This is a genomic window from Paraburkholderia phenazinium, from assembly GCF_900141745.1.
Taxonomy (GTDB): Bacteria; Pseudomonadota; Gammaproteobacteria; order Burkholderiales; family Burkholderiaceae; genus Paraburkholderia; species Paraburkholderia phenazinium_B.
On the sequence record NZ_FSRM01000001.1, the window covers coordinates 3,650,311 to 3,673,069 of the forward strand.

13 protein-coding genes are annotated in these 22,759 nt (G+C 62.4%); 2 read left to right on the forward strand and 11 right to left on the reverse strand.

What is annotated here, in order from left to right; translation table 11 throughout:
- Positions 1-70: 70 nt before the first annotated feature.
- Positions 71-1,042, forward strand: coding sequence for an AraC family transcriptional regulator (locus BUS06_RS16365; RefSeq protein ID WP_074265216.1), 972 nt, complete (start codon positions 71-73; stop codon positions 1,040-1,042).
- Positions 1,043-1,423: 381 nt separating this feature from the next.
- Positions 1,424-2,695: a hypothetical protein gene (locus tag BUS06_RS16370; RefSeq protein ID WP_074265217.1), complete on the forward strand. Its 1,272-nt coding sequence runs from the start codon at positions 1,424-1,426 to the stop codon at positions 2,693-2,695.
- A 48-nt stretch (positions 2,696-2,743) separates the two neighbouring features.
- Here the strand turns inward: BUS06_RS16370 and dsdA are convergent, their stop codons facing one another.
- From dsdA to BUS06_RS16425, 11 genes are all read right to left on the reverse strand, one after another.
- The gene (dsdA, locus tag BUS06_RS16375; protein WP_074265218.1) at positions 2,744-4,132 is read right to left on the reverse strand and encodes a D-serine ammonia-lyase; all 1,389 of its coding nucleotides are present in this window, start codon (positions 4,130-4,132) and stop codon (positions 2,744-2,746) included.
- 34 nt (positions 4,133-4,166) lie between these two features.
- On the reverse strand, positions 4,167-5,696 hold the full coding sequence (locus BUS06_RS16380) for an amidase (RefSeq protein ID WP_074265219.1): 1,530 nt from the start codon (positions 5,694-5,696) through the stop codon (positions 4,167-4,169).
- A gap of 126 nt (positions 5,697-5,822) precedes the next feature.
- Entirely contained in the window at positions 5,823-6,740 is a 918-nt protein-coding gene (locus BUS06_RS16385) for a LysR family transcriptional regulator (protein WP_074265220.1), read from the reverse strand.
- A 70-nt stretch (positions 6,741-6,810) separates the two neighbouring features.
- Positions 6,811-8,061 carry an MFS transporter gene (locus tag BUS06_RS16390; protein ID WP_074265221.1) on the reverse strand — a complete coding sequence of 417 codons (1,251 nt, stop codon included), beginning with the start codon at positions 8,059-8,061 and terminating at the stop codon, positions 6,811-6,813.
- A 244-nt stretch (positions 8,062-8,305) separates the two neighbouring features.
- On the reverse strand, positions 8,306-9,625 hold the full coding sequence (locus tag BUS06_RS16395) for a PDZ domain-containing protein (RefSeq protein ID WP_143787536.1): 1,320 nt from the start codon (positions 9,623-9,625) through the stop codon (positions 8,306-8,308).
- Complete coding sequence (locus BUS06_RS16400; protein ID WP_074265223.1) at positions 9,622-18,228, reverse strand: GH36-type glycosyl hydrolase domain-containing protein; 8,607 nt, start codon at positions 18,226-18,228, stop codon at positions 9,622-9,624. The genes BUS06_RS16395 and BUS06_RS16400 overlap by 4 nt, the downstream gene beginning before the upstream one ends.
- Positions 18,225-18,353: a hypothetical protein gene (locus BUS06_RS38545; RefSeq protein ID WP_278500092.1), complete on the reverse strand. Its 129-nt coding sequence runs from the start codon at positions 18,351-18,353 to the stop codon at positions 18,225-18,227. The genes BUS06_RS16400 and BUS06_RS38545 overlap by 4 nt, the downstream gene beginning before the upstream one ends.
- A gap of 661 nt (positions 18,354-19,014) precedes the next feature.
- Positions 19,015-19,782, reverse strand: a complete 768-nt coding sequence (locus BUS06_RS16410) for an SDR family NAD(P)-dependent oxidoreductase (RefSeq protein ID WP_074265225.1) — start codon at positions 19,780-19,782, stop codon at positions 19,015-19,017.
- Positions 19,783-19,901: 119 nt separating this feature from the next.
- Positions 19,902-20,828: a LysR family transcriptional regulator gene (locus BUS06_RS16415; RefSeq protein ID WP_074265226.1), complete on the reverse strand. Its 927-nt coding sequence runs from the start codon at positions 20,826-20,828 to the stop codon at positions 19,902-19,904.
- Between the two features lie 119 nt (positions 20,829-20,947).
- Complete coding sequence (locus BUS06_RS16420) at positions 20,948-21,448, reverse strand: DoxX family protein (protein WP_083611443.1); 501 nt, start codon at positions 21,446-21,448, stop codon at positions 20,948-20,950.
- A gap of 204 nt (positions 21,449-21,652) precedes the next feature.
- Positions 21,653-22,684, reverse strand: a complete 1,032-nt coding sequence (locus BUS06_RS16425; protein WP_074265227.1) for an NAD(P)H-quinone oxidoreductase — start codon at positions 22,682-22,684, stop codon at positions 21,653-21,655.
- Positions 22,685-22,759 lie beyond the last annotated feature (75 nt).

The following is a 22,759-nucleotide window of genomic DNA, read 5'->3' on the forward strand; positions in this document are numbered from 1 at the left end:
GGAAAGTGCATACTAGTCTGAAGGATAAAGCTATCTAAGCCAGATTCCGCTATTTTTATTGCCTAAAACTATGAACGCCAGGCGCGCCTCTACCCCCAATCCAGACCTCTCGTCGGGAAACCAAAAACGCATGATTGCGTTGCTCCACGCGTTGGCGCCCGATGAGGGCTACAACCTCACGGCGCTGCCGAGCGTTCGCATCCTGCGCTCAAACCGGCCGTTGTCGCGCACGCCGGTGCTCTACGACCCTGGCATCGTGATCGTTTGTCAGGGTCGCAAGCGCGGTTATTTCGGCGACCAGCTCTATCTGTACGACGAGCATCACTATCTGGCCGTGTCCGTGCCGGTTCCGTTCAGCATGGAAACCGACGCAACCGAGGAGCGCCCGCTGCTCGCGCTGTACCTTCACCTCGATTTCACATTGGCCGCCGACCTGGCGGTACAGATCGACCATGAAGGCGCAACCGAGCACGTACAAGCGCCCCAGAGCATGATGTCGACGCCGATGGATGACACGATGCAGGCGTCCGTGTTGCGCTTCCTCGAGGCGATGCAGCGACCGCTCGAAGCCGCGGTACTGGGCCCGGGCTTACTGCGCGAACTGTATTTCCGCGTGCTCACCGGAGCGCAAGGGAGCTCGATGCGCGAGGCTTTGGCGATGCGAGGACAGTTCGGGCGGATAGGCAGATCGCTACGCCTTATCCACGCCGGCTATGCGCAGCCGCTGGACGTGATGCAACTGGCTGAGGAAGCGGGAATGAGCGTTCCCAGCTTTCATAGCCACTTCAAGTCGATCACGCAGGTTTCGCCGATGCAGTACGTCAAGTCGACGCGCCTGCATCAGGCCCGCCTGTTGATGGTCCGCCAGGAACTGACCGCGGAGGCGGCAAGCCACGCGGTGGGTTACACGAGCCCGTCCCAGTTCAGCAGAGAGTTCAAGCGGCTTTTTGGCCTGACGCCGGCGGCGGAAACGAAGCGTATGCGCGAGAGCTTCGCCATTCCCGCTGCGTTCGAGAATGCGACGTACGTTTCGTCGCACTGAGTTTGGCGTACCTCATTTTCTCTACGGATGTTCTTCGAGGTCATCGCTCATATCTCCGTTGAAAAGTCTCCATGAAGAAAAACCGCTCGTCTCTGTTTCCCCGCCAACGCAAAGCATTTCTTACAATGTAATATCAACCGCCACGGTTGCCCCCTGCGAGCGTTGCGACTGACCAGGCAAAAATTCCCGACCCACGACCTCGTACGGCTACGATCGTTCGGCATACATATAGTCTTTCGCCTGGGTTATACCCGGAAACATTATCTTGGGCCCTTCAGGACATGCTAAAAAGAGTCGATATCCCGGAAGGGCGACTGAAGGTCCGGTCCGGAGATTGGAGAATCCCACGCGGACTGTCGCACGGAATCCCGAGGTGAAAGTATGGAAAAAAAAGTGCTCGTCGCGGTGGCCGCCGCGCTGATGTCTTCCGTGGGCGCGCTGCATCCCGAATCCGCCCGTGCCGCTGATGCTGCAGCTTCAGCCTACGAAGACTCGACCGTCGACGCATCCCTCGATCCCGGCGAAGAACGCGTCTCTGCCGATGCCGACAATCAGGCCCGCCTGAAAGACCTGCGCTACGCGTATTTCATCGGCTACAACGCGCGCGCCAGGGAAGACTCGAAATCCTATGCGACTTTGGGCGACGAGGTAAAGCATCCGCAGAAGCAGCTCGCCGCGGCGCCCCTGCCCCCCGCAACGCCGAAACCAGTTGCCGAACGGGTTGCGCCGCCAAGGCGCCCCGTGGCGCAAGCCGCGCCGTTGAGGCAAGTATCCGTGCCGGCCGCATCGACGAAGCAGGTACCCGCGCCGGTCACATCGCCGAAGCGGGTTGTCGCCGCGCGGGCCACGCAGTCCAGGCAGGTCGTTGCACAGGCTGCGCCTGTGCCGCTCAAGCGCGTTCCCGCGCAGGTGGCGCCCGTACCGCAGAAACATGTTTATGCGCAAGTCGAGTCTGTGCCGGCGAGACGGGTCTCTGTACCGGTCGCGCCGTTGAAGCAGGCTTCGGTGCAGGTCACGCCGCCTAAGCGGGTTGAAGTGCAAACTGTATCTCTGAGGCAGGTTTCTACCCGGACCACGCCACCGAAGCTGTTTGGTGCCGAGTCCGAGCCGCCGATCCTGATTCCGACGCAAGCCGTGACGTCATTGCCCGAATCCAAATCCGACAATGACGACGACGCGCAGGTGACGCCGCGCCGCGATGCGCAGAACACCCAGCGGGCGGCGCCGCAGTATCGGCAGACCGATGAGGAATCGCAATACGCCGCGGAGCAAGGAACTCAGGCGGCGCAGAACCCGCAACCTCGCCAATATCAGAGTCGACAGCCCCAGCAATACGCGGCGGCGCCGGCCTATAACCAGGTATCGACAGAGTATCAGCAGCCAGGCGGGTACGTCGGACGGCAATACACGCCGCCGCCCCCGCCACCCTCTCGAACCGTTCCGGCTAACCAGTACGCGCCTGCGCAATACCAACCGGCTTACGCGCAGTCCGGCTACGTCCCTCGGCCGCCCGCTCAGGCCTCGGCACAGCAGGTCGTCGTCGTGGGCCGCCCGCCCGCCTACCCGGCAGATGACGAGATGTACACACCGCCTGAACTGCGGCGACAGTACCCCGCCGGTAACGGCAACTGGAATCAAACCGTTTCCCAGTAAGGCCTCGCCTTCCCAGCTAGCGAACAGGTCGCGGGTTCAGAAATCGATTCACGCTCTGGCGACAACTGCGCAGCGTTCTGCGCTGCCCAGTTGTCGCTCACCTTCGGCGACGTACTTGTCCATCTCCTCACGCGGAACCATACCGCCGCCTGTCGCCCAGACGACATGCGTAGCGGCCGCCCTTCGCGTCGCGTCGAGACCGATGCGCGCATGATAGCCATCGACCTCGGCGAGCACGCGCGTGAATCCGGATGCGCCCGCCAGTGCCGATGGTTCCAGGCGTATGTCCTCGGTGTTCGCCATCAGATAGAGCAGCGCCAGCAACTCGCTGTCTTCGACGGTGAAATAGCCATCGATCATCCGTTGCATCGACCGTCCGACAAAGCCCGATGGCCTGCCGACCGCAAGGCCGTCGGCGGCCGTCACGTTATCGATGCCGAAGTCCTGCACTGCAAGCTGGTCGTGCAAACCGGTGTACACCCCCATCAGCATGCACGGCGAGTGCGTCGGTTCCGCGAAAATGCAGTGCACGGCGTCGCCGAATGCGAGCTTGAGTCCAAACGCAACGCCACCAGGGCCGCCGCCGACACCGCACGGTAGATAGACAAACAACGGATGATCCGCGTCGACGCGCGTGCCTGCCGCTTCGAGTTGGCGTTTCAGGCGTTCGCCCGCAACCGCATAGCCGAGAAACAAGGGGGTCGAATTCTCGTCATCGATGAAATGACAGGAAGGGTCGGCGGCCGCCTGGCGGCGACCGCTCTCGACTGCTTCGCCGTAATCGCCCGCGTATTCGATGACGTTGACGCCATGCGCACGCAGCCGGTCTTTCTTCCACTGCCGCGCATCGGCAGACATGTGCACTGTGGTCTCGAAGCCGAGCGTCGCCGCCGCGATTCCGATCGACATCCCGAGGTTGCCTGTCGATCCGACCGCAATCTTGTGCGCACGGAAGAGCGCCTGACACGGCGCGTCGGCGAGCACCCGGTAGTCGTCGTCAAGCTTCAGCAAACCCTGTGCGAGGGCGAGCTTTTCCGCATGGAACAGCACTTCGTAGATGCCGCCGCGAGCCTTGATCGAGCCCGAAATCGGCAGATGGCTGTCTTTCTTCAACAGCATCCGCACCGGCTCCGAGACGCCGTAACGTGCGCGTACGGCGTCCGCGAAGGCGGGAACCGGCGTCAAAGGCGATTCGATGATGCCGTTCGCAGGCGCTTCATCGGGAAACGCCTGTGCAATGAACGGCGCGAAACGCGTCAGGCGATCGCTTGCAACGCGAACGTCAGCGGCGTTCAGCGAGATGTCGGCGAGCGCGTCGGCCAGCGGTGCAATGGCGGGATTGAACCACGCGACTGGTCGATGTTGCATCAAAGGTTCGAGCAGCGGGAATTCGGCTCGCCACGTCGAAAGCGGCTTGCCGTAGAGCGTTTCAGTCATGTCAGGTGTCGGAATCAATCGTATCGCAGAGCAATCAAACGGCAGGACGCTCGCCATGTGCAGCAGCGGACGCGCCGAGCACCGGCGGATGCGTGACGATCGCCCGCAAGTCCACCTGGGTTTTGGACAGCGCTTGCAAATCCGGCTTCGGACGACGCAGCTCGGGCGAGCCTTCGCACACTGCCTCGACAGCATGCGCTGCCAGCAGCAATTCCAGGTCGCCGCGAAAGCGGCCGATCATCTGCAGGCCGAACGGCATGCCGCGATGATCGCTGCCGACCGGCAGCGATAGCGCCGGATTGGTCGCGAGCGTCACCACGTACGTTAGCGACAGCCACCTGTAGTAATTTTCGAGCGCGACGCCATTGACCGACTTGAGGTACGGTTGCGTCCAGGGAAACGGCGACACCGGCGTGGTCGGCGACAGGATCACGTCGTAGCGATCAAACAGCTTCTGGAATGCGCGGAAGATCAGCGTCTGTTCGTTGTGTGCGCGCACGCAGTCCTTCAACTTCAGGCTCGCGCCCATTTCATAGTTCGCCCGCGGGTTAGGCCCGAGCAGGTCGGGATCTTTGTCATAGGCTTTCTGCAAGCTCATGACGAAGGCTTCCGCGCGCAGCACGTCGAAACAGGTGTGCGCGTCTTTCATCTGCACTTCGACAGGCTCGCAGACCGCAAAAGCGCTGCGAAGTGCATCGATTTTCTCGCGAAATACCGCGCGGATCTCGTCGTCCACTTCGCAGACGCCAAAGTCTTCCGTGTAGCCGACTCGCAGCCTCGAAAGATCGGCGGGCCGTGCGCTGTCAATGGACGGCGGCATCGTGAAAGGGTAACTCAGCGGATCCGTGCCGGATGCGCCGGCGGTGGCGGCGAGCTGCAGCCATGTATCGGCGACGTCACGTCCCATTGGACCGACTACGGCAAGAGGCGTCCAGCCGAGTTGCTTGCGCTCGCTCGGCACCAACCCCGGCGAGGTTCGCAGACCAACCACGCCGCATTTCGCCGCCGGAATCCGCAGCGATCCGCCCGTATCCGAGCCGCTGCACAACGGCACCATATCGACTGCCAGCGCCGCCGCCGAGCCGCCCGACGACCCCCCTGCATTCAGCTCCGGGTTGAACGGATTGCCGGTCGCACCCCAGACCGGATTGAAGCTGTTGGCGCCCGCGCCCATTTCCGGCACATTGGTCTTGCCGACGACAATCGCACCTGCGCCACGCAGGCGTTGCACCAGGGTGTTGTCTTCTGACGGGACGTTGGAGCGAAACAGCGGCGAGCCATACGTAGTCAGCACGCCCGCGGTTTCTTCGAGGTCTTTAATGCCGATAGGCAGACCTTGCAAAATGCCCTGGCGATTGCCATTCGCGAGATCGCGTTCGGCCTCGCGCGCTTCGGCACGCGCGCGGTCGAAACAGGTCGCCGAGAACGCATTGATCTTCGGATTCAGCGTCTCGATGCGTTCGATACACGCGTCGAGCAGTTCAACCGGCGATATCTCGCGGGCATCGAGACGTTTTTTCAATTCGACTGCACTTTGACTCACCAGCTCGTCTGTATGGGACACGGTTCGCTTACCTTTCGCTGCGTTGAAGAACGATGCGAATGAATGTAGCCGAGTCGTGCGTACGCGGCTATTGACGAATATAGAAAGGCGATTTCCCTTTTGGACAACGGCAGGCTGTATGCCGGTTTATTGCGCGGAAGGCGCCGGCAACCATACCTTAACAGTTGCGATGAACGCTTCCATCAGTGGGGGCAAATCGCGGCGAGCCAACGTTTGCACTTCAATATTGCGGTCGCTGACATGCAGTTCGGGCACAGGCAACGCCACCAGTTGACCGCGAGCGAGACGGCTGCGCAGAAACAGTTCGCCAGAGAACGTAACTGCCTCGCCGGACAGCGAGAAATTGAGCAGCGTTTCGAGTGTTTCGCTGTCGAGCACGCTCTTGTAGTTGATGCCCTCGCGGCTGCAATAGATATCCAGCAACTGACGCAGCGTCGAATTCGGTCCGGGCAAAGCGAGAGGATGTTCGAACAGTTCGCGCAACGACACTTCGCTGCGCCGCGCGAGCACATGGCTGGGCGCGACGACGGCCAGCATCGGCGCAGGTTGGGAATACTTGACGTAGATATCGCGGGCCGGCCCGAGGCTAAACGTCAAGCCAAGATCGACTTCGGCTTCGCGGACCTGGCGCGTGACCACCGATGCAGCCGCCACCGCCAGGTTGAAGCGCGCCGACGGATGGTCGCGACGGAATTGCGTCATCACGCGCGGCAGGAATTCGGTGGCGAAGCCTTCAGTGCAGGCAATGCGGATGGTGGTCTCGGTATCGGCGCGCAATGCGTCCAGTTCGGCGCTGACGTGCTCGGCGTCAAGCAGCGAACGTCGCGCATACGCAGCCAGTAATTCGCCCGCACGGCTCGGCACCATGCCACGCGACTGGCGCTCGAACAGCGTCGCGTTCAGCTCGCTTTCGAGGCGGCTGATCTGACGGCTGACCGCTGAGGGCACCACGTGCAGCTTGGCCGCGGCATCGCTGATCGAGCCGGTATTGACGACTTCGAGGAAATAGCGGACGGCGGCTTCTTGCAGGATGCGCGGGTTCATTGGGCGGAAGAACAAGTGATCGACCGCTCAATGATAGCCCGGAGACTGTGGGCCGGCGCTATCGCCGTGCTCAGGCTTCCGCTTCGTTCGCAAGTTGCACGTCGCGGATTCTCGACGCATTGATGGTCAGACTGACCAGCGTCGCCATCGCCGTGGATGCAATCAGGAACATGAACGCAGCGTCGTAGCTGTCATAGTGCGAGACCAGCAAGCCGATTACGAGCGGCGCAACGAACCCGGCCACCTGTCCGCCAAAGTTGACCATCCCGACACCCGTTCCGACGAGGCGCTGCGGCAGGATCTTGGTTGGCAGTGCGAATGCAGTGGCGAACACGAACGACTTGAAGAAGTAGACGATCGACTGATACGTGATCACGCCGGCCACCGTTTGCGCGGTGTACATCAGGTACAGGAACACGCCAGTGATTGCGCAGCAACTCATCATCAGATACTTCTCGCGTCCATCGAAGAAGCGGGTCATGACCCAGCCACCCATGGCGGTCGCGATACTCGCGGTGATGAACGGCAGCGGCGTCAGCATTCCGACCGCTTTCAGATCGAGGTGGCGCGCGGTCAGCAGATACGCGGGCATCCACGCGTCAAGCCCCTTGTTGACGATGCTCAGACCGAACCACACCGTCAGTATCTTCCACATCAAGGGCATCTTCAGCAGATCCCTGGTGCCGCCCCTCCCACCCTTGCCGCTGTTCAGGAGCGCCTGCGCGGCCGCCTCGTCGCGACTCATGCGAGGCGCCTTGACGAATACCAGATAGACCAGCGCGAACACCACACCGGCGACGCCAATCGCGACGAACGCATGACGCCAGCCGAGATACAGGATCAGCGGTGCAATGACCAGGGGCGCAATAAAGCTGCCTACGTAGTTGGACGAAATCAGCAGCGACGACATCCTGGGGCGTTCTGCGCGCGGATACGCTTCGACCACGCCTTTGACCGCCGACGCCGGATAGCCGCCTTCACCGAGACCGAAGATAAAACGGATCGCAATCAGCGACGCCAGAGACCACGCAAGGCCCGTCAGCGCGGTGAACAAGGACCAGAACGCTATCGACACCACCACCACGACCTTGCTGCCGAAGCGGTCGGCGAGCCAGCCGCCCGGAATCTGCATGATCGAATAGCTCAGATAGAACGCACTGAGGATCACGCCGAGTTGCGCCGGATTCAGATGGAAATCGCCACCGATATGTACCAGCGACAACGATACGGCCGACCGGTCTATGTAAGAAATGCAGTAGCCGACATAGAGCAGGATAAAAACCAGCGTCCGTTTGGTGCGGGGTTCAGTTCCAGCAATCATTGTCCAGATCCGGTAAGAGCACTGATGGGCGGCTGCCTGGGCGCGGCAGGCCTGAAGCGGCGTGCATCTTGACGACAACGCCATTCCCGACGGTTCGAACCGATCGTATGGATTCAAAAACGGGGTAACAAGTGATAGATTCCGACGCCTCCTTTGCCAAAAAAGCAGGGTTGCTACAATGCAGCCGCCACCGCGCGGGCGTTTGCCCGAATTCTGATCGAGGGGTTTTGTCAGCTGTCAGTTGCTACGGCGAGATCAGATCCTGAAGTACCAGATGCACTCGTTGATCGCCGCTCGTCCGGTTCACGAGGATGGGAACGCTCGCGTTGCCCGGCTCCTGAAGCAGCGCTCGTATCCTGAACAAGGTGCTCGCCTCAGCGGGAAGCGCGCCAACTTTGATAACGATGTCACCGGCGTGGATGCCGGCCTGTGCCGCCGGTCCATTCGCCGTCACGTCGATGACGCGAAGCCCTCGCTGTCCGGATAGTCCTAACCACATGCCGCTCCGGTCATAGGGCTCAGGAGCGTCGAAGCCGGTGCTCTTCGAAAGCCACATCACATGATGGCCATAATCAAAAGAGACCGTAAATCGCTTCAGGATTCCCATGCCGATGCTCCCTGCCCGATCACCCCGGGTGAAAGCACCTGCCTTCTGAAGCGACAAACGCGTAACAGGTGCCGGCACGGCAAGATCGCCGATCGAAAAGCGCGCCGGCCGCCCCACGATGCCGCGGATCGGGCCTCCGCCGCCGTAGCCGGTCATCGCCTCAACGGTAGTCCCCATTTGCCCGTCCAATCGATAGGCGCGCCAGAAGGCGCCGAACAGCGTCAGGCTGAACCGGTCACCCGTATCGATCTGAAACATCCCGGTTATTCCTGCCACCGACGCTGTCACAACGGGCATGTCGTTCTCGTCCAGCGAAAAGGGGATCGGTATCGCGTCCGCCGCCGGCCTGAATCGATCCTCATCCTGGATGGTCACCTGCTCTCGGGGGGCATCTAACGTTAAAACATACTTCCGGAATATCTCCGTCCCGAGCACGCCGTCGAAATGCTGAAATCCGATGACACGATTGAGCTGGCTCGTGTCCATTGCCGGGATATCCAGAGCGCCGACCGAGAATGGACCCACGCTCAGATCGTTAAGGTGAACGATCTTGAAAGACAGTTGCTGCTCGCCGGCGCCCGTTCCGGTGCCGGCGCTCGTGGGCGCAAGCTTCAGCTTTGCCGCCAGTGCGGTACTGACGGTCGAGCTGGACGAGCCCGTATCCACGATGAAAGAGAACGGGCCTTTGCCATCGACCTGCACGGCAATGAAGGGGCGATTGTCGACGATCGAAAGCGGGAATACCTGGGATTGCGGAGCATCGGAGGCCGATGCGGAACCGGTCACAGTACCGCACAGCCAAAGTAGCGCCAGAAAGCCCCTTCGTGCGAGACGCATGTTTTTCTCCCCTGATCGTAGCGAATGCCAACTGTAGTCGACCAGACAGAAAAATGCATCGTTGCCGTTCGTCGAACTAGCTGCCGCTTTACTTTCGAAGAGCGATGCGTGATCCGTCACGCGATCTGGACGCCCGACTGCACGTCTTCACTTACGCCGAAGCAGAGCGAAATCACGAGGTGATGTGAACCTGCATCGAGCGGCACACGCACCTGTCCACCGCCACATTCAACGCTCGCACCGTCGAGCATCGCACGCGTCACACCGGGCTCGTCAGCGGACTCGACGCGAATCTCATAGCGCGTCGAATGCATCGACACCGTTGCTTCAAACCCCGGCCATGTGTCCGGAATGCAAGGATCGATCACCAGAAAATTCCCCTCGCGGCGAATCCCAAGAATGCCCTCGATACCCGCCCGGTACATCCACCCCGCCGATCCCGTGTACCACGTCCAGCCGCCACGCCCGGCATGCGGCGCCACGGAATAGACATCGGCGGCAACGACATAAGGCTCGACCTTGTAACGCTCGACTTCCATCGGTGTGCGCGCATGATTGACCGGATTGAGCAGTGAGAACAACGCGGCCGCCTTGTTGCCATCACGCAGTTTCGTCGATGCGAGAATCACCCACATCGCCGCGTGACTATACTGGCCGCCGTTTTCGCGCAGCCCCGGCGGGTAGCCCTTGATATAGCCCGGATCGTGCGACGTTTTATCGAACGGAGGCGTGAACAGCAACGCAAGCGCGTCGTCGCGACGGATCAGGTGCTTCTCCAGCGAGGCCATCGCAAGCGTTGCGCGCGCTGGGTCTGCCGCGCCGGACAATACCGCCCATGACTGCGCGATCGAATCGATCTGGCATTCGTCACTTTCGCTCGAGCCAAGCCATGTGCCGTCGTCGAACGTCGCGCGGCGATACCATTGGCCATCCCATGCGTCACGTTCCAGCGATTCTCGCAACGAGGCCGCATGAGCGCGCCAGCGTGCAGCACGCGCCACCGAAACCGGATCGCGCGATTCAGCCAGCGGTGCAAACAGTTCAACGGTCCGCAAGAGCAGCCAGCCGAGCCAAACGCTTTCTCCCTTGCCACCGGCGCCGACGCGGTTCATGCCGTCGTTCCAGTCGCCCGTGCCGATCAGCGGCAAGCCATGCTCGCCGGTCAGTTCGATGCACTGATCGAGACCGCGCGCGCAGTGCTCGAATAACGATGCGGATTCATCTGCGATCATCGGTTGAAAGAACGCATCGTGCTCGCCGGGTCGCAGCAGCGGTCCGTCGAGGAACGGTACAGTCTCATTGAGAATCGCGACGTCGCCAGCGCAGCCGACATAGTTTGCCGTCGCGAACGCGAGCCACACGCGGTCATCGGAAATCCTCGTGCGCACGCCCTGCCCCGTTTGCGGCAACCACCAATGCTGAAAATCGCCGTCGACAAACTGTCGCGCCGCAGCACGCAGCAAATGCCGGCGCGTCTCGTCCGGCTGCACATGCGTCAACGCCATGCCGTCCTGTAACTGGTCGCGGAACCCATAAGCGCCGCTCGCCTGATAGAACGCCGAGCGCGCCCAGATACGGCACGCGAGCGTTTGATACAGCAGCCAGCCGTTCAACATCAGGTCCATCGCGCGGTCCGGGGTCTTCACCTGGACGGTGCCGAGCACCTTGTGCCAGTGGTTCGTCACCTCGGCGAGAACGGCGTCAAGATCGGCCTTGCGATAGCGTTCGATCAACGCGCGCGCTTCTTCGACGGAAGCGCATTGTCCGACGAACGACACCACTTCGACGATCTCGCCGACGCTCAACTCAATCACGTCCTGCAACGCCGCGCAGGGATCGAGGCCTGCCCCCGTCGCGCCGGAGAGCCGTGCATTGCCGCTCAGCGCGGCGGGTGCTGCGCTGCGGCCATTACGGCCGAGAAATTCGGTACGATCCGCCGTCCATGCGGTCTGCCGGCCGCCGAGATCGGCGAACGCGACGCGTCCCGCGAACCCCATGCTCCAAGGATTACGCGCCAGCATCGCGCCGGTCGCAGAGTCGATCTCCGTCACGATGAAGGGACCGGATGCGCCGCGCGAGGTGCCGAGCACCCATTCGTTCCACGCCGTCACGGACAGACGTCGCGGCCTCGCGGACAGATTGCGCACCGTCAGCCGGGAAATCTTCAGCGGATCGGCGAGCGGCACGTATTGCAGCAAGTCGAGCGCGATGCCATTCGCCTCGTGTTCGAAGCGGCTATAGCCATGCCCATGACGCGCGACATAGGTCCCGCCGTCGCGGATCGGCTGTGCGGTTGCGCCCCACACCTCGCCAGTGGCTTCGTCGCGCACATAGATCGCCTCACCCGCCGGATCCTCGACCGGATCGTTCGACCATGGCGTAAGCTGATTCTCTCGGCTGTTTTCAGCCCACGTGTAGCCGCTGCCTTCTGCCGCGACCTGAAAGCCAAAGCCGGGGTTCGCAATCACGTTGATCCACGGCGCAGGCGTCGTCGCGCCTGCCACGAGAACGGTGACGTATTCCCGGCCGTCTTTATCGAAACCACCCAGGCCGTTGAAAAACTCGAGCCTCGACGCAGCCGAAGAAACTATGCGCGGCGGATGAGGCGCTGCAGGCCATGGCGACGACATCGACGGCCTCTGCTGGCGCAACGCCGACGCCTGGCCACGCGACTGCGGCAAGCGCGCGAGTTGCTCGGCGATCAAACCGCGCCGGGCGATCAATGCGACTCTCGCAACCGATTGCAGCAACGCACGCGCCTCCACGCTCATCAAATCGGCGCGTAGCGTAAAGACGGCCCCTTGCGCGAGTTCTTCGCCGTAGCGCGGCCGCAATTGGCTGCTACGCACGGCCGTTTCGATCGCGCCCTGCAACTCCTGGATATACGACGACGCCCGTTCGTTGATGATGACGAGATCGACGGCGAGCCGCTTCATCCGCCAATACTCGTGCGCCCTCAATAACTGCCGGACCTGCGCAATGTCTTCGACGTCGTCGATGCGCAGCAGCACGATCGGCAGATCGCCGGAAATCGCGTGCGGCCAGAGTCCCGACTGCACGTCGGCCCCGCGAATGATCGTGTCCGACGGCGCCCTGAAGCGGGCATCGGCGTAAATCACGGGCGCGGCCAGGCGCTGAAAATTCGCGGCCTCTTCGGCTTCGACTGCCAGGTGGCGCAACTGCACCTGAGCCTGCGTCCACGCAAGCGTTTTGGCGCGATCGAACGCGTTACGGTCATGGTGTTTGTCGACCAGATCCAGCAACAGCGCCCGCGACTCGGCTACCACCGTCCAGAACGTCGCGCGTGCAACCTTGCCCGGCGGCACCAGCACGCGATACCTGAGTGCAAAGACCGGATCGAGTACGGTGCCGGCAGTGTTGGTCAACGGCTGATCGTCGAAGATCGCCGCTGCAGTGCCTGCGTTATTGCCGCGTCCGAGAAAACGTGCGCGGTCCGATTCGTATTGCGGATCGGCGACAATCTCACCGTCGACCACCGCGAAATGCGCTGCCCACACCTGCTTTTCATCGTGCGACCGTGGACGGCGCGTAGCCAGCAGCGCGCCGAATTCGGCGAGGTGCTCGGTCTGCACGAACATCCGCGAGAAGGCCGGGTGGGCGTTGTCGGAGGCAGGCGTCGCGAGCACGATTTCGGCGTACGACGTCAGCTCGATCTCGCGCGCGCGACGTCCGCTGTTTGCCAACGAGACGCGGCGTACTTCGCCATCCGCCTCGCCGGAAACCAGCACGTCCATCGTCGTGGTCAACGAACCGTCACGACGAATGAACTCCGCATGGTCCTCGCCGAACACAACCTCTTCGTACTCGGCTTCGCTGCCCACCGGCTGCGCACCGGCCGACCACACGTGGCCGCTGTGCGTATCGCGCAGGAAGATGAACGAACCCCAGTCGTCGCGCGTCGCGTCTTCGCGCCAACGCGTGATGGCGAGATCACGCCAACGGCTGTAACCGGCGCCGGTTGCCGTCAGCATGACCGCGTAGTGCCCATTCGACAGCAGATGCGTCACCGGTGCAGCACCGGCCACAGCTGACGCTGCGAGGCGCCGTACCGTCGACGGGGCGGCGCCGGCGACCGCTGCCGACGTATTCACTTCTTCCGCACGGGGATGCCCAACCGCAACGTTGCGTGGCATGCGTTCCTGCAACAGCAGTTCGCTCGCCTGAATCATGGGCTCGCGATGGAAACGCGCACGCATCTGCGCGTCGAGCAACGTGTTCGCAATCGACACGATGGTCATGCCCTGATGATGCGCCATGAAGTTGCGCACGATTGCCACGTCCGCGTTGTCCGGCAAGCGCGAGCGCGTGAAGTCGAGCGCTTCGTAGTAGCCATAGCGACCCAGCGCGCCCAGCCCGGCGAGTTGTGCATAGTTCTCTAGCGCGGCCTGCGGGTCGACCATTGTGGCCAGTCCCGTTGCATAGGGCGCAATCACGCGATTCTCCGAAAGCCCGCGCTTCAGACCGAGGCCAGGTACACCGAAATTCGAGTACTGATAGGTGAATTCGATGTCGCGCGCGTTGTACGCCGATTCCGAAATGCCCCACGGAATACCCAGCGAACGTCCATACGACGCTTGCCGTTCCACCACCAGACGGTTCGTCTGCTCGAGCAGACTGCCGACCGGCGCACGCATCACCAGCGAGGGCATCAGGTATTCGAACATCGAGCCTGACCACGAAATCAGCGCCGAGCCATTGCCGACGGGTGTCGCAGCGCGGCCGAGGCGGAACCAGTGGCGCGTCGTCACGTCGCCTTTGGCGATGGCGAACAGGCTTGCGAGACGCGCTTCGGACGCGAGCAGGTCGTAGCAGTTCTGGTCGAGGCTGTTATCGGACTGCGAATAGCCGATCGATAGCAGCTTGCGTTCCGGATCGAGCAGGAACGCGAAGTCCATGTCGAGCGCCAGCGCTCGCGACGTATCGGCGAGTTCCTTCAAACGGGCCTTCAGAAGACCGGGCGCCTCGGCAAGTTGTTGCCGGTCGCGAGCGTGCTCGACGAGACTTTTGCTCAGAGCGTCGACCCAGAACATCAGGTCGGCGCAGCTGTCGTCGCCGCCCGCCGGTACCAGTTCGCGCGTGGCCTTGCCGGCCTTTTCCGTCAAGCGCATGAGCAACGGCGACAGTGCGTCGAGCGTTTGCGCGCCGTGCAACTGCGTGCGGATCTCTTCGAAGATTGTTACCAACTGCTTGCCACGTTCACCGCCTGCGGCAGGCAAAGCGTCGATGGCTGCGCGTGCAAGCTGCAGGTTGTCCACCATGCCGGACCGTGCAGCCGGCGCGAGCAGATCGTGCTGCCACTCTTCGCATGCATTGGCGAGAACGATCAGATGACCGGCCAGATTGCCGCTATCGACCGACGATACATACGCCGGCGCCAGAACCTGCAGATCGAGCGTCCCGTACCAGTTATAGAAATGCCCCTTGAAACGGGCGAGCTTGTGCATCGAGGCGAACGTTGCTTCGATGCGCTCGACGGTTTGCGTCGTCGCCGCCCAGCCGAAATCGCGCGCGGCAATCGCCGACAGCAGATAGAGCCCCAGGTTGGTCGGCGAAGTGCGGTGTGCGACGACCGGCACCGGATCTTCCTGGAAGTTGTCGGGCGGCAGCATGTTTTCTGCCGGTGTCACGAAGGTCTCGAAGAAGCGCCACGTGCGGCGCGCGATGAGACGAAGGCTGCGCGCGTCCAGTTCCGCCATCGCGAAGCGCCGTGCGACTGTTGGCGATCGGCTCGACCATAGCGCTAGCGCCGGCGCGGCGAGCCACAACAGCGCAAACGGCAGTGCGAGTGGCCAGTGCGACGGCGCATACACAATCGCACCCGCCGGCAACACGAGGCCGAGCGCGACACCGCCTGTCATCTGCCGGTAAAAGCCACGCAGATCGAGACGCGGACTGCCCTTCGATTGCGCAGCGGTCGTCCATTCGAGCAGCCGGCGATGCGTCACGAACAGCCGCAGCAGCGTCCGGACGATCGCATCGCCCATGCGCCAGGCGTGATCCGCGAGAAACGCAACGGAGAGAAATGTTTGCAAGGCAGCGAGCCGCACATCAGCGGCCAGCACCTCCAGATGATTGCGCAAACGGATCCCGGTCCGGCGCGGCACTACCGCGAACAAAGTCGGCAGGAAAGCGGGCATCGCAAATGCGCCTAACATCAGCAGCGCGCCTGCGATTGCGGCATGGGCCGGCATCAGCCAGCATAGGGCGAACGCGGCGACCATCAAGGGGTCGAGTAACGAACGGCGCAAATTGTCGAGCATCTTGAAGCGGCCGATCGATGGCATCGCGTGCCGGTCCGGGCCGCGATGGCCGACGATCCACGGCAGCAATTGCCAGTCGCCACGCGTCCAGCGATGCTGGCGCTTGCCGATCACGTCGTAACGCGACGGCACCTCCTCGACCACTTCGACATCCGAGGCGAGTCCGGCGCGCGCGAAAACCCCTTCGAACAGATCGTGACTGAGCAGCGTGTTTTCCGGCACTCGTCCATGTAAAGCGGCTTCGAAGGCATCGACGTCATAGATACCCTTGCCGGTGTACGAGCCTTCGCCGAACAGGTCCTGATAGACATCGGACACGGCCGCCGCATACGGGTCCATCCCGCCGGGTCCGGAGAAGACGCGCTGATGCAGCGACCCTTCCTGGCCGACCGGCAGCGACGGCGTGACACGCGGCTGCAAAATCGCGTAGCCGTTGACGACGCGTTGCTCGGCCTCGCTGAAGGTGGGGCGGTTCAGCGGGTGCGCCATCTTGCCGATCAGCCGCAGCGCGGCGTCGCGTGGCAAACGCGTATCGGCGTCGAGCGTGATGACGTAGCGCACATCGGGCGGCACCTGCGGCGCACGGCCGGCGATCGGCATGAAGCTCGTATCCGCCGCGCCGCGCAGCAGTCGATTGAGTTCGTGCAGCTTGCCGCGTTTGCGTTCCCAACCCATCCATTTGTTTTCGCTCGGATCGAACAGGCGACGGCGATGCAGCAGCAGGAAACGGCTGCCACCGGGGCCTGGCTCGTAACGGGAGTTCAGCGCTTCGATGGCGTCGGCGGCCACGGCGAGCAAATGCGCATCGCCCTCCAGCACTTCCTGGTCCGCATCGAGCCCGTCCGCGAGCAACGCGAAGGACAGGTCACCACCGGCGCCCGCGAGATGATGCACCTCGAGACGTTCGATCTGTTCGCGCAGATCGGCCTCGCTCGTCAGGAGCGTCGGGACGGCAACCAGCGTGCGCAACGACGACGGCACGCCACCCGTCAGTTCGAGACCCGGCAATACGATTGCGCCGAAACTCCATGTCACTGCGCGATTGACAAGCGCAGTCGCGATCTCGGTGACGGGCAGAAATCCGCACGCGGCGAAGAGTACGAACACCCAAGGTTCGAGACCGCTCGGCGCGAGTATCCACATTGCCCACAACACCAGCGCCAGCAACGTCGTGGCGACCGTCAGGATGGTGCCGACATAGCCGCCCATGCCGAGCCGGACGTTGAACCGGGTGATGCGCAGACGCGGCGGCGGACGAAAGCCAATCGCCTGCTCCAGTGCTTGCCGGCCTTCGGCGATCAGGTGATAGCCGGGGTCGCCTGCGCGTTCCGCCTGCGCGATGTCTCCTGCTTCCAGTGCCGCCGTCTGCGCCGATTCCAGCGCCAGCCCCGCGACCTCGAGTTCGGTAAACGACGAGCCGCGCGCCAGTTGCTCGATTGCGCTGCGATACAGATTGCGCGTCGGAAAATCCATCGAGGCAAAGTGGCTGCCGGCGCGCAAATGGGCGTCGACGAGACTCACTTCCTCGAACAGTTCCGCCCAGTCGATGTCGGAAATCAGCCGCATGCTCGTGATCACATTGCGCACGGTGACGTTCGATGCGCCCTGGCGCTGCTGTGCGTGCTGCACGACCTCCTCGATGGAGGCGCCCTGAAGCTTGAGCCGCTCTTCCAGCCAGCCCAATGCCGGCATGGTGCGCGGATCCTGGTCACGCAGCCGTTTGGCGAGTTGCGCGGCGAACAGCTCCGACAACAGGCCTGCGGAACGAGAGGCGATGTCCGCTTCGAGCGCCGAACGGGCGCCGCCCGATTCGAGCAGACGCTCGGTGAGCGCGTCGGCGTCGGCGCGGGCGCTACGGCCTGCGGTGATCTGGTCAGTCAGGCGCCGCAGGTTCTCGATCAGCACGATGCGCAGCGTGATCGCCACGGCCCACAATTCGCCGATCGTCAGCGGTTGAACCCGTTGATACGCGCTGATAAAACGCCGCAGGATCTGCGGGTCGAAGTGACTGTCGGTATGGGCAACGAACGCCCATGCGAGACCAAACACGCGTGGATAGCCTGCGAACGGACCCGCGGCGAGCTTGGGCAACTGACGGTAGTAACCAGGCGGAAGGTCGTCGCGGATCTCGCGGATCTGTTCCTCTACGAGGTGATAGTTGTCGAGCAGCCATTCCGCGGCGGGCACCACGCCCCGGCCGCTCTCCAGTTCTTCGGCACTCGCACGGTAGGCTGCGAGCAGGACGTCGGCGTTGTCGTTCAGTCGCGTGTGCAACGATAAAACCGCGGGCGGTGTCTTCGTGATGGCTTGCGCGGCGGCCAGGCTCTCGGCGTGTTGCTCGAGCCGCTCGACGCCGAACAGCTCTTCGCGTACCGGTGCAATGTCAGTCCAAGGCGGCGACGGCAAACGATGCCTCGTCACATATCGAAGGATCGTGTTCATAGGCGAACTTCCTGCAACGTCGGTGAGTTCGCTGGAGCGAACGAATTGCGGTGGCGAGGCACGCTGGCGGCGAGCGCATCGTTCGGCATCGTTGTAGCGCCGGACAGTTCTTCGAGATGGGACATGATCGGATCTTCCTTCGGGGAGGTCGCACCGCGCGCGTCGCGTGCATGCAAGCCTCCAGGGTGTGGCTTGATTCACGGGTGCGGGTGGACGCGCGAGGAACCGTCAGGATGAGACAGCAGGCACACAGTTTCTGTGTGCGCTCGGCCGTCACGCGCCCATGCGCCAACCGGTGGCTACCGTTTTAGCGACGGACTAAAGCGTCGGATGAGCTTTGAGCGAACCGCGGTGCGGTATGAATGAGGGACAGGCGCATCTGCACACCCCTGTCGAAGCGCTTTCCGGCTGAACACCCGGAGAAAGTGTGGAGACGGACACGGATCCGTGTCCCGGTGGGCCTGTTATTTCTTTCTTGCCGGTGCGCTGGCCGAAGCGGTCTTCGGCGCAGTCGTCGAGGACACGCCAACTGCAGGAGCGACCACCTTTTTGGCTTGCTTCGGCTTTTTGGCCTCGCGATTGCCACGCGTTGTGCTCTTTGTCATCGTGCTTCTCCTGATTTGCCGGTCGCGAACGCGACAGCCATGTCGCGCAGTTTGGGCGCTTCTGGTCACTCTGTCGCGATTTATATTTTTTTTAGACCCGCAAGCGCTTCGCACTCGCACGCGCTAACGCCAGTGAATCACTAGCTGACAGCGTGCTCGCGGAAGCGCTTTACCGGCTTACTCAGGCAATCCATCCGCCATCGACCGTCAGACTTTCACCGGTGGTGTAGCCTGCTTCAGGACTTGCCAGATACGAGACTGCCGCGGCAATTTCTTCGGGCTTGCCGAAGCGACCCACGCTCGCGAGCTTAGTCATCGTTGCGTGGTCTTCCGTTCCGGGTTGCGGAGCCAATTCGGTGTCGATCGGACCGGGCTGAACCGCATTGACGGTCACGCCATACTTCCCGAGTTCACGCGAAAGACCACGCGTGAAGCCTCGAATGGCAAATTTCGAGGCGATATAAAGGGTCACGCCCGGCAGCGGCGCTGCCTCGCCGAAAGCCGAACCCACGTTGACAATGCGGCCCCAGCCGGTCTTGATCATGCGCTGCGCAGCGTCCTTCGCCAGTTCGATCGGCGCGCGCACATTCAGATTGAAATGCGTGTCATACGACGTTTCTGACGAGTCGAGGAACGGTCCGTATTCGACGGTACCTGCATTATTGACGAGGATGTCGAGCCGGCCTTCGAAGCGGCCGCCGAAGACGCCGTTCAGCGAGTCGATCAATGCCGTGACACCCTCGGGCTTCGCCAGATTGGCGCCGACTGCTTCCGCCTCGCCGCCTGCGTCGCGAATCGCCTGGACCACGGCCTCCGCACGCGCCGAGCTCGACGCGTAGTGGACGATGACCGATGCGCCATCGCGCGCAAGACGCGTTGCGATGGCAGCGCCGATGCCACGGGAAGCGCCAGTCACGAGTGCCAGTTTGCCTTTCAGAGCTTGAGTCATGATTACCTCGACAGTGAGTTTTGAACGATCTGCATATGTGCCAACACGTTCATGCATTGGTTGATGCGTATCGTCCGCCACCGTCGCGAGGCAGGGTAGTCATCTGCGAGGAATAGGTGTTATCGCCGCTGAACGCCCTTCTGGGTCTCTATGCCGCCGTTCTCACCCAGCAGGTGCTCGACGAACGCGACGAAGGCGCGCGCTTTCGTTGTCGCCATGCGGCCGGACGGGAAGACGGCCCAGACGTCGATGGTCGGTAAAGTCCATTCGGTGAGAACGGCTTGCACGGTGCCGTCGGCGAGCTCAGGGGAGAACATCCATTCCGATGCGACCGCGAGACCCATGTGCCCCAGCACCGCCGTGCGCATGCCCTCGGCGGCACTCACGCTGACCCGCCCCGACACAGCGACAGAGACTTCGGTACCGTCGTTGCCGCGGAATGACCAGGACTCGCCGCCGCCGCGCAACGAATAGACAATCGCCTGGTGCCGGCTCAGGTCTGCCGGTGTCGTGGGAGTACCGGCCTCCGCGAAGTAGCGCGGCGTCCCGACCACCAGTCGCCTTCCTCGCAGGAGGCGTTTCGCGGTCATTGTCGAATCGTCGAGCGCTCCCATACGGAGCGCCACGTCGACGCCGTGCTCGAGCAGATCGATAGAACGGTCGTCGAGGACGATGTCGATACTCAGTTTCGGATGCTGGTCGAGGAAGGTCTTGAGCGCGGGCAGAACATGCAGTCGCGCGAACGTGACGGCCGCACTGATCCGCAAGCGCCCCGATAGACCGTCCGACGATTCGCGCACGACCTGTTCGGCCTGATCCGCTTCATCGATCGCACGGCGAGCGTGCTCGTAGAATCGCTGCCCTGCATCGGTCGGCGCCAGGCCTCGTGTCGAACGCAGCAGAAGCCGCGCGCCGAGGTGCTCTTCCAGTTGCGCAATGGCCTTCGAGACTGCCGGCTGGCCCAACTTGAGCCGGCGAGCGGCGGCAGAAAATGAACCCGCGTCCACCACGGTCACGAACGTTTCCATCGCCGTCATGCGGTCCATGCAGTGCCCCTCGTGGAAACTGTTGCAAGAAAAGAGCACAGTCTACCGAGCATCGGTACCCGCTGTCTTCCGCTGCGAGATGCTTGCTCCGTTCGCCCCTCGCTTGCCATCACCCTCCCCTATTTCCGCCCGCGACGGGCAAGCCAGCCATCGACGGCGAACGGTCCCGATCCGCCCAGCACCAGAGCGGCAAGACACGCGAGATAAAGCAGATCGGTCTCGTAGCCAGGCGGCCCGAACTGCGCACCGGCTGACGTGACGGCCAGCAGCTTGATCGACGAAAACCCGTACTGAAGATGCACGGTCAGTGTCGCCACCATCAGCACCGCGATCATTGGCAGACTGACGAGCGGCACGAATGCGCCGACCATGACCGCAAGGCCGCCGACCAGTTCAGTGAGAATGGTCGCCCACGCCATGAAGTGAGGTGCCGGCACGCCGAGCGTATGCAAAATCCCGGCAAACACATCCGGGTTCTTGACGATTTTTGCGTAGCCGTGTTCCATGAATCCGTAACCGGTGATCAGCCGTAGTGGCAACGGGGTCCATCGCGCGAGACCCCAGCGGTGGGTCAGCTGGGCGGGATCGGTGAAACGAAGCAGGTGTCGTGCAGTGTTCATGCGCAAGGGTCTCCGGACGGACGTTAGCAAAGAACAGCGGGCAACGCAGCCAGGGACTGCATCGCCGCGCTCTCTTTGTAGTTCGTTGGAGAAGGACGCGCGGTTACAGCGCGGCTGACTATTTTTTTCCTGGCGCGCGGTCGCGTCTGCTGTGGCTACCGTCTACTGATGACACCTCAGACATGGCATGCGGCAAGCCAGGCTTCAGCCAATAAGATCCGCGCCCGTCGTCAGGACAATCTTTCCAAAGTGTGCGCCTGAATCGATCAACTCATGAGCGCCGCGAGCGTCGGCAAGCGCAAAGGTCTTGTAGACAACCGGCTTGACCTTGCCGCTCTCAATGTGCGGCCAGACCTCCCGCTCCAGTTCCTTGACGATAGCCGCCTTGTCCCCGGATGAGCGCGATCGCAGTGTCGATCCCATATGCGTCAGTCGTTTCGTCAACATCGGCAAGACGTCGAGATCCTTTGCCGGCCCCTTGATCACGCCCACCTGCAGAATCCGTCCGTCCATGGCTGCGGCTTCATAGTTTCTGGCCACGTAGTCGCCTGCGATGATATCGAGGATCACGTCGACACCTTTTCCATCGGTAAGCCGCTTCGCTTCGGCGACGAAATCTTCCTCGCGGTAATTGATCGCGAGGTCTGCGCCTAGCGCCAGGCTGGCCTCCCGATGCGCTTGCGAGCCCACTGTCGTGATGATTTTCGCAGCGCCGAATGCCTTCGCCAGCATGGTCGCCGTGGTACCGATGCCCGACGCGCCGCCATGGATCAACACCGATTCGCCGGCAACCAGCTTGCCGCGCTGGAACAGGTTCAGCCATACCGTCATGAACGTTTCGGGCATGGCCCCCGCTTCCACCAACGTCAGGCCTTTAGGGATATGCATCACGTTGTCGGCGTGCGCGACTGCATATTCCGCGTAGCCGCCGCCAGGAATCAATGCACACACGAGTTCGCCGATCTGGAATCGGGACACGTTGGAGCCGACGGCAACCACTTGACCGGCCACTTCCAGCCCCGGAATGTCCGAAGCCCCAGCGGGCGGATCATACAGCCCTTTGCGCTGGAAGACGTCCGGGCCGTTCACCGCCGCTGCGTGGATACGGATCAGAACCTGACCGGCGTCCGGCATCGGCACCGGACGCGTAGTCGGCACGAGGACTTCGGGACCGCCGGGCTGTTTGATCTCAATGGCCGTCATGGACGACGGCACACGATAAGTTGAGGCAGACATGGATACCACTCCTTCTATAGATGAGGCTCGATTGATCCGGGAGGATCATTGAACGAGAAACTCTTGCGCTCAGTA